The 14733-nt window shown below is 43.0% G+C and carries 15 protein-coding genes; 5 read left to right on the plus strand and 10 right to left on the minus strand.

Annotated features, from left to right (window positions below; genetic code table 11):
* Positions 1-20: 20 nt before the first annotated feature.
* From XMM383_RS04080 to XMM383_RS04100, 5 genes are read right to left on the minus strand one after another with little or no spacing between them, the layout of a single operon-like run.
* Positions 21-1010: a hypothetical protein gene (locus tag XMM383_RS04080; RefSeq protein ID WP_173494581.1), complete on the minus strand. Its 990-nt coding sequence runs from the start codon at positions 1008-1010 to the stop codon at positions 21-23.
* Entirely contained in the window at positions 1003-2178 is a 1176-nt protein-coding gene (locus XMM383_RS04085) for a hypothetical protein (RefSeq protein ID WP_173494582.1), read from the minus strand. The genes XMM383_RS04080 and XMM383_RS04085 overlap by 8 nt, the downstream gene beginning before the upstream one ends.
* 23 nt (positions 2179-2201) lie before the next feature.
* Positions 2202-2639 (minus strand): hypothetical protein, encoded by a 438-nt coding sequence (locus XMM383_RS04090; protein WP_173494583.1) that lies wholly within the window; start codon positions 2637-2639, stop codon positions 2202-2204.
* A gap of 16 nt (positions 2640-2655) precedes the next feature.
* Entirely contained in the window at positions 2656-3468 is an 813-nt protein-coding gene (locus tag XMM383_RS04095) for a site-specific DNA-methyltransferase (RefSeq protein WP_173494584.1), read from the minus strand.
* Positions 3465-4505, minus strand: coding sequence for a hypothetical protein (locus XMM383_RS04100; protein ID WP_173494585.1), 1041 nt, complete (start codon positions 4503-4505; stop codon positions 3465-3467). The genes XMM383_RS04095 and XMM383_RS04100 overlap by 4 nt, the downstream gene beginning before the upstream one ends.
* Before the next feature lie 182 nt (positions 4506-4687).
* Between XMM383_RS04100 and XMM383_RS04105 the strand changes: the two genes are divergently transcribed.
* The gene (locus XMM383_RS04105; protein ID WP_217363587.1) at positions 4688-4900 is read left to right on the plus strand and encodes a helix-turn-helix transcriptional regulator; all 213 of its coding nucleotides are present in this window, start codon (positions 4688-4690) and stop codon (positions 4898-4900) included.
* 377 nt (positions 4901-5277) lie between these two features.
* Here XMM383_RS04105 and XMM383_RS04110 read toward each other — a convergent pair whose 3' ends face one another.
* The 4 genes from XMM383_RS04110 to XMM383_RS04125 are packed head-to-tail and all read right to left on the minus strand — an operon-like array spanning position 5278 to position 9236.
* Entirely contained in the window at positions 5278-6084 is an 807-nt protein-coding gene (locus XMM383_RS04110) for a sugar phosphate isomerase/epimerase (RefSeq protein WP_173484214.1), read from the minus strand.
* Positions 6085-6088: 4 nt separating this feature from the next.
* Complete coding sequence (locus XMM383_RS04115; RefSeq protein WP_173484213.1) at positions 6089-6706, minus strand: NIPSNAP family protein; 618 nt, start codon at positions 6704-6706, stop codon at positions 6089-6091.
* Positions 6707-6719: 13 nt separating this feature from the next.
* A complete protein-coding gene (locus XMM383_RS04120; protein WP_173494587.1) occupies positions 6720-8441 on the minus strand; it encodes an FAD-dependent oxidoreductase in 1722 nt (573 codons plus the stop codon).
* 3 nt (positions 8442-8444) lie between these two features.
* Entirely contained in the window at positions 8445-9236 is a 792-nt protein-coding gene (locus XMM383_RS04125) for an IclR family transcriptional regulator (RefSeq protein ID WP_173484211.1), read from the minus strand.
* A 132-nt stretch (positions 9237-9368) separates the two neighbouring features.
* Here XMM383_RS04125 and XMM383_RS04130 point away from each other — a divergent pair, with 132 nt between their 5' ends.
* Genes XMM383_RS04130 through XMM383_RS04145 form a run of 4 tightly spaced genes read left to right on the plus strand, consistent with a single transcriptional unit; the run spans position 9369 to position 14383 of the window.
* Positions 9369-11054, plus strand: a complete 1686-nt coding sequence (locus tag XMM383_RS04130) for an FAD-dependent oxidoreductase (protein WP_173484210.1) — start codon at positions 9369-9371, stop codon at positions 11052-11054.
* A complete protein-coding gene (locus XMM383_RS04135; protein WP_173484209.1) occupies positions 11054-11884 on the plus strand; it encodes a shikimate dehydrogenase in 831 nt (276 codons plus the stop codon). Before XMM383_RS04130 ends, XMM383_RS04135 begins: the two co-directional genes overlap by 1 nt.
* A gap of 11 nt (positions 11885-11895) precedes the next feature.
* A complete protein-coding gene (locus tag XMM383_RS04140; RefSeq protein ID WP_173484208.1) occupies positions 11896-13572 on the plus strand; it encodes an FAD-dependent oxidoreductase in 1677 nt (558 codons plus the stop codon).
* Complete coding sequence (locus XMM383_RS04145; RefSeq protein WP_173484207.1) at positions 13565-14383, plus strand: sugar phosphate isomerase/epimerase; 819 nt, start codon at positions 13565-13567, stop codon at positions 14381-14383. The genes XMM383_RS04140 and XMM383_RS04145 overlap by 8 nt, the downstream gene beginning before the upstream one ends.
* Positions 14384-14397: 14 nt before the next feature.
* Here XMM383_RS04145 and XMM383_RS04150 read toward each other — a convergent pair whose 3' ends face one another.
* Positions 14398-14724 carry an NIPSNAP family protein gene (locus tag XMM383_RS04150; RefSeq protein ID WP_173484206.1) on the minus strand — a complete coding sequence of 109 codons (327 nt, stop codon included), beginning with the start codon at positions 14722-14724 and terminating at the stop codon, positions 14398-14400.
* Between the last annotated feature and the right edge of the window lie 9 nt (positions 14725-14733).

Here is a 14733-nt window from a genome sequence, read left to right on the forward strand (position 1 = left end):
TGAAGTGTATTGAGTTAGCTTCAGTTTATTAGGTCGACAATCTTAAAGGTGTCACCTGTTTTAACAATTAACCCATTTGAAAGTAAACCGACTGCATTTTTAACAAAAATTTTTTCAGATAAGTAGTCTAAAGAAAGTTTGTTGCCACTCATGATTTTTAATAGGCCAAGGCATAATAGTGCATTGGCTGAGATAAAAAATATTTCGTGCTCGTCGATATTCTTGTAAAAAGTTGCTGCTTGGTTACCAGTGTTGCTTGTACATTCAAGGTGTGCAGGGGGTAATAAATCGGACTCATTTCCACCAATCAATAAAAACTTATGGAAATTTATAGTGGTGTTGTGACTTGGAATCGCTTCTGATAACTCATCTTCATAGGCTAACATTTGAGCAAGATATCGTTGTTCATCGATCATTTTTTGGAAAGACACTTTGGCCTCAGCAACAAAAATTTGATTCTGGCTCATTGCTACTATATCTAGTCTTCCGCCTCGATCCCTATTTTTAATTTGCATTCCAACCTCGAGAGCCAGCCTAGGGTTTTGCTCACTCATTAAAAATCTTAATATTCCAGCGCCCCAAATTGAGATATTTTTAGTTTCATCAACAGCAGTAAAATCTTCAAATTTCTTGTATTTGATTGCTGGGTTCAAAGTAAGAATTTTGGGGAGCTCAATAAGCTCTCCGTTGAAAAGCTGCAACGATGAATTGTGCAGATTTACATCTTGACCATAAGAATCACATTTCGCTATCAGGTTAAGATTGTCTTTAAGTTGAATTAAATTTCCTGGGCAGTTGAATAAACAAAGCATACAGCTGATGCAGTTTGTTTCTTTGATCTCGATACCACCATCTACCTTCTTAATGCAATTGATGCTATGAGTGATCATGTTTTTTTGAGTTCGAGTAGATTTATTTTCTAGGAAATCATTTAAATAACTATATTTTGGCGTTTTAAAATTTATGCATGGAGGAAGGGAGTCGATGTACTTGTATTTACAGTTATTCATTGAAGTACTCATTTATAGCCTTTACAACATCTGCAGGGGCATCTATCAATAGCTCATTCTCATTGATGCCGACAAGCGGTACCACCATGAAATTTTCAGCGAGTCTGTATGGTATTCCGGCAACGAAGGATATCTTGATTTCATCTAGCATGATTTCTTCGAAAGATTTTTTGTTAATAACAAAAAAATCTTCGTATTTTGCTAAATGATTAATGAACGTTGCATAGTTAAGTTGTAGATTTTTTTTAAAGCAGATAGATAAAGCTAGTATAATCGCAAGTCTTCGATTTCTAATTTTTGGCTCTACAGATAATGTGGCATTTCTGATCTCGTCTTGATTTCTTTCCCTTAAGGCTTTGGTGCTCTTTGTTAAGTTTTTGTAGTCTAAAGGCCGGGCTGTTATGAAGCCGGACTCAAAGATCTCATAAGGAAAATCTTTTAATACGTAGTCCTGTAAATTACGACTTTTTTTTGATATGTAATCCTGCAAAGTATTGAGATCTTTTTTTGCTAGCGCTTTAGGTGCAAAAAAACCTGCGGTAACTCCCCATGCAAGTAGACAGCTTTTAGTTCTTGTATTGCTGTCTTTTTCTGAGCCGGATGAAATTACGATAGTTTCACCATTGACCAGCATCTTCTCTTGCCCGGTATTTGGATATCCTACATATATGTCTGAAGTACTAAAACTTTGGTTCTGTTCATTAAATATTTGGCCGAGAAAACCCACCATTAGCCCACTATTAAGTGCAGCATCACGGAAAACTCTTGAGAATTCGTCGGTATTAATCTCAGTTTCAGCAAATTTTTTACCTAATTCAGTAAGGTTTATGCCGTTTTTTTCTCGTGTGAAAAGTCCCAGCGAGTGGAGGGAGTTTACCGTGTTGCTGGCTTCTTTGGACTTGGTTGAGTCTTCTTCAACTCCGTTAGTTAGAGAACAGCCAGCCTCGCTTAAAGGGTTTTCTTTGTAAGGACAGTAACTTAGGCCTAGATCTTCATCTACCAATAAATTTTGACAGTGTTTGAATATATTGAGTGCAGACGGATCGTACTTTATGTCCTTAATTTGAAACTTTTCGCACCGATCAGGGAATTTTTCACCAGAAAGCTTACACAAAGCATGTAAACATTGTGCTCGAGCAGGGGGATTTCGATTTACTAAATACGCCATAAAGACAGACTCTGACTTTAAAGCTAACCATACTGAATGAATTCCATTTGGTTTAAAAGGCTTTTTTTGATCGAGTCTACTATTGTGGATGAAGGCATCACATCTGTAACTAAGGTTGCAAAGAAAACTAAACCTGAACTTTCATATCTTTCATTTATAAAAGTAAGAGACTGATCTAAATCTAGAGCATCTCTATCAAGGCTTTTCTGGCTAGTAATTTTAAAAATTCTTAATTGTTTCTTGTCCTTTGCAACTATCTCTATACGTTTTGCTCTTCTGCCGATATCAAGCTTTGCTTCTAGAATGCATGTGGCATTTGATGAATTCTCAATTTCATGCGCTAACTTAACTATTCTATCTGATTTGCTAATCGGCGACTCAACAAGTAGGTACTTACGTAAGATTCCTAAATCGTTTTTGTAAATAATTGCGTCTAAATCTGCTTTGCAATGAATGCTCACTATTTCTTTATGCATATTAGAGGAGGAGGTTTAATTTTCTCTCAATTAATGGCAGATATTCTTTATTGAGTTCATATCCTATAGCTTTACGACCTAGCTGAAGAGCCATTTTTGCAGTAGTCCCTGTGCCTAGAAATGGATCTAATACCGTGTCGCCATAAAAGCTATGTAGTTTGATAAGCCGCTTAGGTAGTTCATCAGGAAATGGTGCGGGATGTCCTTCGCTTTTTGCTTTGGCTGGCTGCATTTCCCAGATCGAATTTATCGCCCAATCTTGCCATTCTTTCGTAGTAAGCTTTGATTGATCTTTTATTTCTTGAGGAACTTTAGGTCGTTTACCTTTTTTTGAGAATACTGTGATCCATTCATAAGGGTATGTAGAAAAAATATTTGTAGGGTACGGGTAACTTCCAAAAGAGCTAAATCGAGCGATTTTTCTTTTATCCCATATGTACATCGCGAATTGATACATTTCACCGGTAGTTTCCATGAAATTTGCAATGTCGGGGAGTACTAGCTTTGTTTCCCTGCGATCGAATTTCGCAGCCTTACCGGTCAACAGAAATGGCATGATATTTATGCAAATCTTTCCATCTGGCGCTAAAACTCTAACACATTCACTCCACACCTTATTCAGATTTTCGATATAGCTCTCGTATGAGTTACTACCTAAGCCTATCTGGTCTTCAGTCCCATAATCTTTTAAGGTCCAGTAAGGCGGACTTGTTATAATAAGATTGACGCTATTGTCTTCAATTTCACTCATGGTTTCTGAGCTTTTAACAAAAACCTTTGCGTCGCCAAAAATAACGGGTTCTACTAACTTCATTTTGTCCAAACTACAATTTGTTCTTTTCTAGTTGTCTTGTTTAAGGTATCGAATATTTGTGAACTCGATCCGGTATAGGATCTTTCGATTGTTTTAACTTTCTTGAATGGGGTTATATCATTAAAAAAATCAGCCCCATTTATAACGGACCCATGTACTTTCTTGTCACCAACAACAAATAAAACTTTCCCCCCCTCTTTTACTACTTCGTGAAGTTGCTCAAGAACGATTTTCATTGACTGCTCGTAGGTGCCAAAGTTCTGAATTAGATCACTTTTAATTTCAGATCGGTCGTTGCCTAAGATTTCCATAATGATTTTTGCATAGTAGGCTGTGTAATCTAAGCAATCAAAGTAGGGTGGGCTTGTAAACACATAGTCTACACTATCCGATTGTATATGATCTGCTAATGTTCTGGCATCAGAAGAAATTAACCTCGAGTTAGAGGTGTTGCCTAGGGGGTAATGGTGTTTCTTTACTTTCAATACTAACTTTTCATAAAAGTTAATGTTTCGTTTTGGGATGATATCTTTGCCAACAGTACTAGAGGTCCATTTGTAATCATTACAGCCTCTGGCTGTAAGGCAAATTGCACCGTACACACACGCTAACCCGTATGCTGATAATTCCTCTTTATGCTCCAGTATTCTCATTATTTGATCAGCAGATTCTGTATGAAAATGTTTTGAGGCTGCTTCAGGCATTGCTTTTACGGTTGTTAGGCCTTTAGCTAGATCAATTACATGTTGTATTGATTCCAGTTCATTACTTAAATTTTGATCTATATTTAATTTGCCTGCAGTAATCACTTGAGCAACTGGGTTTAAGTCTACGCCTATAGCCGACATGCCCTTTTTTGCGCCTTCATAGACTATCGTGCCTGATCCGCAGAAGGGATCCAGAAGTACTTTATTGCTTGGAAGTTGATTAACTACCTGAATGGCATCTAATGCAGAGATTTTACCTCGGTATGGGTAAATGCCATGAACTGATTTTGGGTTGCTTACACTTGCTAATTCTTGAATCTTTAGATCCATGGTCACTTACGTCTTGGTTTGATTTATTTGATGATTAGGTGCATTGAAAATGGAAAGCAAATTGCTTACATCAATATTCAGCCAGTATACTTCACACTCAATACGTGAGTAATTATTATATACCCATTTATATAGCCTATCAACTAACTAATTAGCCTATACGCATATTTATGATCAGAGTTATGCTAAAAGAAGCTCTATTAGAGAGATCTTTCAAGGATGGTAAATCTACTACCATGAAAGATGTTGCTTATGGCACAGGCATTCATCCAGTGACATTATCTAAAATTGCTAAAAACAACGGATATAATGCAAGCTTAGAGACTATTGATAAGCTTTGTGATTACTTCAATTGTGAGGTGTCCGATCTGTTAGTTTATGTTAAACGTGATTAGATTCGGTCGGTATTTTAATTTTGCTATATGCAGAATTGATTCGATTGGATTTTGTTCCTCAGAAGTCCAGTAAAGCCCTCTAAAAACCAATCGTAAAAACGGTATTATTTACGGTATCAGAAACAAAAAAGCCACGTAATCATTTGATTTACATGGCTTAATTGAAATGAGATGGTGCCTCGAGGCGGAATCGAACCACCGACACGAGGATTTTCAATAATCACATGGAAGTATAACTTCCTTTAATTTCAATATGTTACTGGGACGTCCGTTGCGTGTCTTTCACTACAGTGCATTACTAATCATCACTTATTCACGCAAAACTCCGCAATGAAAAAGAAGACGATCGTGCGCCTCAAATCGTCACAAAAATGTCATTAGATTTCTCTCAGAAGGTTCTTTGTTCTCTCTAGTGCTTCTAGCGCTCTTTCCTTTGCGCTTATAGTTTCCTCTTCAGCGCTTCGAGGAATTTCTACACTGATTACCCTGTCCCACGGCAGTGCTCTAAGCATCGACGCTATATCAATATCCCCATCTCCTGGAAGCAAGCGTTCACCCCTTGCGTTGTGAATGAGTTGGTCCAGTGTTGGGTTTTCAATATGAGGAGCATCACAAACTTGGATGTAGTTGATCCGGTTTGGGTCTATTAGGCGCAAATCATCTAACGAACTGTCTGAGCGGTCATAATGCAGAGCATCAACAAGGATAGCTGCATTTGGATAGTCCACAGCACTAGTTATTTCGATTGCGTCACGAATGTGTTTCACTGCAGTCCAAGGCATCGGTTCTAAATCTGCGGTCATGCCAAACTCTGCTGCACGTTTACAGAAATTCCCGTAGTTATTAATCAGACGGATTCGATCTAGGTCATCACCTGCGACAAGTACATGTTTTGCTCCGAGCTCTGCTCCCACTGCTAAGAACTGATCGAAACGCGCAAGATCAAATGTGTCGTTAATCCGCACAATTTCAATGTCAGCGAGCGTGATGCCGGTTTCATTCATTGCAGAGAGGGTCCTCTGTTGTAGATTTTTATCAGTCAGAATTGGGAATGGATCTTCAGTACCAGCAGGTAATAGTCGAAAACCAACCATGTCATATCCAGTTTCGGCTGCAACAAGTACAGCCTCATCTGGAGATAAATCTTTGGTTGTTAAATAAGCGAGTGAAAATTTATTGCTCATAGACTTATTTCAGAGGTGAAAATGGCATTGGAATAGCCATAGTTGATTCCATTTCAGGACGAAGGAAAGCAGGTCCGCCCGCTGGTGGCCAAACACCATCTGCAACACTCTTTCCGCGAGCCTCTGCACGTGCGTTGGCAGATTCATATGGCCAGATCTGTGTAAAGCGAGTTGGGCCATCAATCGAGTACATTGCGATGGTTAGTGGAGAATACTCTTCGCGCTTAGGTACTGCTTCGCGCCATTTCTCAATGGTTGGGGCTAGGCCATTCAGTGTTGGTTGGTAAGTCCGGATCTCATAAACTTTGCCAAATTCACCTGGTTCAATTTCAGGCATGAAATCAAGCGCTTTATATGAATCACAGCTATAGTGAAGCAGGTTTTCGCCGCCGTTAAATGGATCAGAAGAAAGACGGATACGATCACGTTCTTCATACATCTCTTCAAGCGAGTTAAAGCCGCGAAGTAGGTAAACTTCGTTCAGGCTGCCCACGTCTGAGAACCATGCGCCGTATAGAGTACCTTTTGCTTCCGGTGCATTTAGGAAAGCTTGAATGCCATCGGCCATTTTTCCGGCACCAAATATCACTGTTTTTAGTGTGATTAATTCGTAGTATTTCATCTTCGCTCCAAAATTAATTGTCTGGTTTGTTGTTAAAATGTTTGCCGATAGCTTTACCGCAGAGATAACCAAAGGTCATGGCTGGCCCAAGGGTAATGCCGCCGCTAGGGTAGTCTCCTCTGAATATACTGGCTGCCTCATTACCAACGGCATATAGCCCTGGTATGGGTTCGTCTGCTGCATTAACGACCTGGCACTCATGATTAGTTTTGAGTCCAATAAAGGTGCCAAGGCTGCCTGAATCCAGCTTTACCGCATAGAAGGGTGGCTTTTTGAGTTCACCTAACGATGGGTTCGGTTTGTGTTCAAAATCGCCCACACCTTTGTTGTAGGTTGACTCGCCACGATTGAAATCTAGATCTTTTCCTTTGGCAGCAAAGTCATTAAAACGCGCCACCGTTTCATTCAACGAGTCACTTGGTACCCCCATTTTCTGTGCAAGCTCGTTAAGTGAATTTGCTTTCAAAAGGTAGCCAGTTTTAAGTGCCCGTAAGTTTAGGAAAGGAGCTGGTTTTGCCCAGCCTAGTCCCCAGCGGCGATAAGCCTTGTGATCTGCTATTACCCAGCTTACTGGTTGCTCATCAGAATAGGTGTCAAAGTAACCTTGTTGGAACATGTGGTAGCAGTTGGCTTCGTTTGTGAAACGATGGCCGTCTGGGCCAACTGCAATAATGCCAGGTTTGCCGCGTTCTAATAGATGAGGATATTTACCAACGCTGCCATCTGCTCTTTTAACTCTACTGCAAGGTGCCCAAGCAGCACCCTCGCGATAATCTGAAGAGATTGCAGCACCGATCTTTTCCGCCAACTCGATTATTGAGCCAGTGTTTTCCGGGACAGCCGCTGAAAAATGTTTGGCTCCCGCTCTGGGTGCAACGTATTTATTCAGAAGTTTTTGGTTATGAGGGAATCCACCAGCAGCCGATACGACAGCCTTGGCCTTAATCTCGATGGATTCACCATTTCTGTGAATAGTTACGCCTGAAATACCGTTTTTATTCGAGATAAATGTTTCTATCTCCACGTCTGTGAAGTGTTCAACGCCAAGATCGAGTGTGCTTTTGAATAGTGAGGCAGCTAACGCATTACCGTTTTGGAGGTACATGCTGCGTCGAAACAGGATCAAATCTTTGAAGTGGGTTAAGAATCTTTTACAAACATGGATGAAAGCAGTTGGTTTTCTTAGAGCATCATAAAATTGGCGAAGTTCAAAGGAGCCAATACCCATCCCCCAAACTGAAGCGATATCCAAAGGGCGTCGAAGAAAGTGAATATTCTTGCCCAGTTTGCGGCCATTAAAAGGGGCCGCACATAAAGATCTTCCACCCGTAACTGAACCAGGCAAATCTTGCATGTCTGGTACTTTATTACCAGCAATGAAATTGACACTGGTAGTTGAGCGATAGTGCTCCACCATTTTTGGTGCAGCGTCTAAAAAAGTATCAACTCTAGGATCAAGATCAGACCCTTTTGCGACAGAGGTAAGGTAACGTTTAACCTCTTCCTTTGAGTCTGCGATACCTGCCTCTTTTGCGTAGGGATTTTGTGGCAGCCACATCCAGCCACCTGACCAAGCAGACGTGCCTCCAATAACTGAGCTCTTTTCAAAAACAGCAACTTTCAAACCTTGCTGAGCAGAGCTTAATGCAGTGGATAGACCTGCAGCACCAGAGCCAATGACGACAACATCGAAATCGTTTTTGGGCTTTGTGTGTTTAATAGACGATACAGGCACTCGCTAAACCTCAAGATGCTTAAAGTAATTGGACGCTCTGCTTGCTTCACTAAGCTCTTTCGAGGCACTCTCTAGACGCTTTTCGAATGTATCCATGCGCTCTTTAGTCAGTCTTACTGCAGGCCCTGCAATGCTGACGGTTCCGAATGGTTTTCCTGTCACCGGGTCGTATATCACTCGCGCCATAGCGGCCATTCCGTCGAGGAAAGAGTTGCAGTTGATGCTGTAGCCACGTTTTCTAGTCGTGCCAAGTACATCTAACAGTTGTTGAATAGTCATTGGTGCGCCTGAGCCTTGACCTTCACGGCTCAGGCCCTGCTTCATAACTTTTGAGACGGCCTCTTCGTCACTCATCGTTGCTAGAAGCGCAATGCCTGATGCTGACGAGGCAAGATGAGCTGTCTGACCTTGCTCCGAGCTTGGATCATATTTTAGGCCTGATTTTGTTCCTTGGGAGACGCCCACCCAAACTAGGTCCTCGCCATCAATAATTGCCATGCGAATCAGCTCTTCTGTCTGCTCAGCAAGTTTGTCCAATATTGGCTGAGTCACGTCGTTGAGACCGAGTCCTCCAAGATATGAGAGCCCGAGTGCCGATAGCTTAATGGTGAGTGCGTAGTGTTTACCTTGATCTAACTGTCGCACATAACCCAGCTCCTCAAGCATTTTTAGTGAGCGATGAATACCACTGGCGGGTTGTCCGAGCGCTTCTGATAATGAAGAGACTGAACTGCCATGCGGGTTCTGGGCTAGGTATTCGATTAGGCTAAAGGCTTTCTCTAATGCACTACTCATTTCGACTACTGGTAAAAATTTTGTTTTGTGAATTTGGACTATAACAGAAGTGGAATATTTTTAAAAAGTTGAATGAAATTCAAATTTATGAGATTTTTGTATTATCAATTTAAGCGATCGAGGTAGGTTCGCGTGTCTAATTTAAACTCTAATTACGATTTTATTGTCTGTGGCTCTGGTGCGGCAGGCCTCTCTGGTGCCGTGTTTGCAGCGCTTAAAGGCTGGAAGGTATTGCTGCTAGAAGAGAGTCAGTATGTTGGCGGTACCAGCGCCTTATCTGGTGGCACGACTTGGACACCGCTCAGTTCAATTGGGCGTGAAGTTAACGACAGCGACACATTAGAAGAGGCAACAGCTTTTCTAGATGGAACGGTCGGCGATGCTTCAGATGCCAAGGTTCGAGCAAGTTTTCTGGCACACGCGGCCACTGCGGTTGAAACGCTGCAAAGTCAGACTCGAATGGAATTTCGTCCATGTCCCAAACATCCAGACTATATGTGGGATGCAGGACACGCGACATTGAATGGTCGTGCGATTGAGCCAGTCCCCTACAAAACTGGCCCTATGGGTAAGTTGCGTGATTTGGTGCGCCCGCCTATCGAAGAGTTTACGGTTCTCGGTGGTATGCAGGTTGACCGTATCGATATTCGTAACCTTCTTGATCGTTACAAATCGGTTAAATCATTTTTCTATGTAGGGCGTTTGGTTGCGACCTATGTGCTTGATCGAATTTTTTATGGCCGTCACTCTCGTTATGTAATGGGGCAGGCGATGATTGCTCGTCTGCTTCATTCAGCTAGTGAGCTAGGCGTTGATATAAAAGTTAATGCGTCGGTAACCGAGCTAGTTGAAGATTCAGGTCGGGTTGTTGGAGTTAAGTACTCTGATAACGGAGGCAATCAAGAGGCTACTACTGAACGTGGAGTGTTACTTGCTACGGGTGGTTTTGGTGCAAATAAAGAGCGTCAGTCTAAGTACTATGAAGAGACCTGTTCAGGTATCTCACCGGCAAGTGCAGACAATAAAGCTACCTTGCACCCACTGGCGGAAAGTTTAGGCGCACACTATGGAAGTGCAGATAAACATCCTGCTTTTTATGCGCCTTGTTCAACGCTTACTCGCAAAGACGGATCAATTGCAGTTTATCCTCACTTCGTATTTGATCGCAGCAAGCCAGGTACTATCTGTGTAAATAGTGACGGTCAGCGCTTCTTAAACGAAACAATTTCATACCACGATTTTGGCCGAACAGTGCTCGGTAAAAAGATGGGTCAAGAACCTATCTGGTTGATTGGAGATCAAAAAGCAGCAAATAAATTTGGACTCGGTCTATTGCGTCCAGGTGGAGATAACCCTAAGCCTCTGATCAAAGAGGGCTACCTGAAGAGTGCGACTACAATCGAAGGTTTAGCAGAAGCGATTGGAGTTCCTGCAGAAAATCTTGCTGCAACGCTAACTAAATATAATGCAGATGCCATTCGTGGCGAAGATCCTGAGTTTGGTCGAGGCTCTACGCCGTATCAGCAACATAACGGTGATCCAGAGAATGCGCCTAATACAACGATTCGAGCGCTTGAAGGACCGTTTTTCGCAGTGAAGCTTGAAATTGGTGTTATAGGTACCGCCAAAGGATTCTCAGGTAACGAGAAAGGACAGTTAGTTAAGGATGATGGAACAGTGATTGAGGGATTGTATGCTGCTGGTAATGACCTTCAGTCAATTATGGGAGGTGTATACCCAGGCCCCGGCATTACTATCGGACCAGGCATTACATTTGCATACATTGCTACTAAGCATGCAGCAGGAGAGTTGAACTAATGGGTTTTGAACTATCTGGCGAAACTCGCCTATTCCCAATCGTTGGTGATCCAATTGCTCAGGTACGCTCGCCTAAGTATCTAACAGAGATTATGGCGGTTCGTGGTATCAATGGCATTGTGCCGCCAGTCCACGTAGCCCCCAAAGATCTTTCTGGTTTCTTTATAACCGCTAAATCGTTACAAAATCTGGATGGCATCGTTATTACCCTGCCTCACAAAATCGACTCTCTTAAGTTTTGTGACCGAGTGACAAAGCGCGCATCAGTGATTGGTGCTGTGAATGTGACTCGTCGAATGGCAGATGGCAGCTTCTATGGTGACAACACTGATGGCGAAGCCTATGTTGCTGCCATTCGAAATCGGGGTGGTGAGCCAGAAGGTAAACAGGTACTGCAAATCGGTGTTGGCGGTGCTGGCAGTGCTGTGGCTTATGAGTTTTTGGCTCAGGGTGTAGCAACTCTTTTTATATTCGATCTTGATGCTGCTCGTTTATCGCAGGCAGTTACCAAATTAGATGCGGTGTTCCCTGGTCGTGTTCGGGCTGCAGAGAGTAACTCCCCTAAAGGTATGGATATCGTTGCCAATGTTACGCCGGTAGGTATGAAAGAGAGCGACCCTACGCCCGTTCCATTGGATGAGCTGACGTCAGATATGATGTTTGGTGATGCGCTGACTAAGCCTGCTATCTCTAAAACGGGCGAGTATGCTCGCTCTATTGGTTGTAAAGCGATGGCTGGCGCAGATATGTTTGATGCGCAGGCAGAAACACTCGTTAACTTTATGACTGATGACGAGACCAAATTTCTGGCTGGATTTGAATTGCTTTAATGGGGCCGAGAATGGATAACATTCACTTCGATTTGATTGTTCTTGGCTCTGGTGCGGCGGGTCTGTCGACGGCTGTTACGGCGTCCAAAAATGGCTTACGTGTTCTAGTTATTGAAAAGGACAAGGACGTCGGTGGGACCACTGCTTGGTCAGGTGGGTGGATCTGGTCGCCTCGAAATCTGTTCGCCACGGCACGTGGTATTCATCATGAGCCTTCAGAGATTCGTGAGTATCTGAAAAATGTTACTGGGCCCTATTTTAATGAGAAGCGAGTGGATGCTTTCATTGAGAATGCGCCAAAAATGATCGACTTCTTTCACAATAATACGTCACTCCAGTTTCAAGGTGATCCAGGTATTCCAGATACCTATGGTCATCTGCCAGGTGCTGGAATGGGTGGACGTTCGGCGATTGCAGAGCCTTTTGACGCCAAAAATCTGGGCAGCCATTTTGCTGCGTTGAAGAGACCTCTTAACGAAACCACGTTTTACGGATTGATGATTCAATCAGGCCCCGACTTGAAAGCGTTTATGTCGATGACCCGTTCACTTAAGTCGATGGTGCATGTGGGCAAGCGCATGGCGCGCTTCTTCCTTGATATGTTGCGCTTCAGACGCAGTACAGATCTTAGAAATGGAAACGCGCTTATCGGTCGTCTTTTTAAATCCGCTTTAGATCTCGGTGTTGAATTCAAGTTAGAGACTCAGGTTACAGCCCTAATTCAGCAATCAGGTAAGGTTGTTGGTGTTAAACTGGGCGAGCAGGAGATTTTGGCCAATAAGGGTGTGGTGTTGGCTAGCGGAGGCTATCCGCACGATAAAGATCGTAGAGAAAAACTGTTTGTTCGAAATTCTGAACATTCAACTTTGGCAACGCCACTAGCAACTGGTGATGGTGCGGCGCTTGCTGAAAGTGTTGGTGGACATTTTAAATCAGACACGGCAGCTCCGGCAGCCTATTGCCCCGTTTCATTGGTTCCATGGCAGAGCGGTCGTATTGGTGTTTTCCCGCATATTATCGACCGCGGTAAGCCTGGAATTATTGCTGTACGTCGTAATGGTAGACGTTTCTGTAATGAAGGGCTGGGATACCACGACTTTGTTACCGACCTTCAGGATCAATTAGATGCTGATGAGCCTGCAAAGGCCTGGATGATCTGTGATCACCGATTCTTGCGTCGTTATGGACTTGGCATTGTTCGCCCAACACCGGTTCCATACTCACCCTGGGTTAAATCAGGGTATCTCAAAGAGGCTAACTCTCTTGAGGAGTTGGCAAGCCAGTGTGGGATTGATTCAGCAGCGTTTGTTGAAACTGTAAACTCTTTCAATGATTCAGCAGCGAAAGGTGAAGATCCAGAGTTTGGCCGTGGTACTACGCCATACATGCGTCTTCAGGGTGATGCTGAAATTCAGCCTAACCCCTGTGTTGCACCAATCGTGAAGGCTCCTTTCTTTGCTATTGAAGTAGTTCCAGGAAGCTTTGGTACTTTTGCAGGGATTGATGTTGATGAGAAATGTCGTGTCCTAAGTGCGGATCAGACACCAATTGACGGTTTATTTGCTGTTGGAACAGATGCTGCCAGTGTATTTGGTGGGTTCTATCCAGCTGGTGGTATCGCAATTGGTCCAGCACTGACCTTTGGTTATGTGGTGGGTAATTATGTAGCTGGCACAGCGAATGAATGACTTCCCATTGGGGCTGGCGCACCTATCCGCATTAGATTTGCCGCCGCCACAGTTTATTCGTGCTGCAGCGAAGGCGGGTTTTGAGAGCGTTGGACTTCGCTTTGTAGCGGTTAACGATGTGACCCCTGGTTATCCGTTGATGTCTGATGCCAAGATGTTTCGAGAAACCAAATCGGCTCTGGCAGAAACCGGTCTTCTGGTAAACGATGTAGAGTTTTTAAAGTTTGAACCCACTACTGACCCTGGCTCATTTGAAGCGCTTATTAATACAGCCGCTGAACTTGGTGCCAAGAGCATTATTACGGCGCCGTATGATGAAGACCTCTCTCGTCTTGGTGATAATCTTGGTGAGTTTGCTGATCTGACGGCTTCTAAGGGTGTTCAAACTGTCTTAGAGTTTTTCCCTTGGACTGTAATTGATGACTTGGCGAGTTGCTGGAAATTAGTGCAAAACAGTTCAGAGCATCTAGGTATCTTGGTTGATTCACTTCACTTCAACCGTTCGAATTCAAGCATAGAGCTATTAAAGACGATTCCTGCTGAACGACTTCCCTTCGCACAGCTGTGTGATGCTCCTGTGCAAGAGAGTTATACCTTTGATGAGCTGATATATGCAGGCAGAGATGAACGGCTGGCGCCAGGCCTTGGTGAGATCCCATTAAAAGAGATTGTAGAGGCCTTGCCTAAGTGTACTCCTATCTCGCTGGAAGTACCTCAGATTGCCAAAACAGCCGAATTGGGTGAACAATCTGTGCTAAGTGAGCTTTATAAATTAACCAGTCACTATTTGAATCAAAAACGGGAGCAATAAGCTCCCGTTTTTGATTAGTTTGTATTGAGAGTATCAATCGACCTAATCAGAGATGTGCTTTGTGAAACAATTAAGTGTCCTGACGCCGCTAGATATTTGCCAAACTCTGGATGGCTGTCTCGAGCTGCTGATCGCTTTTCGTAGTCGTCCAGTGACTCATACCCCCATAGGTGTACGAACTGATTTTGTTCACCTACCCATGTCGTATAAAACCCTAGGGGATTGCCAAGGGTCTCTTTCAAAATGGGCATAGCAAGTGTGTTGAACACTTCAATGAATTCGCCCATTTTTCTTGGCGCAATTGTATAGATACGATGATCTACTATTGGCATAGTTTTCATCTGATTTCC

Origin of the sequence: Marinobacterium sp. xm-m-383 (assembly GCF_013283255.1) — a bacterium.
Lineage (GTDB): Bacteria > Pseudomonadota > Gammaproteobacteria > Pseudomonadales > Balneatricaceae > Marinobacterium_E.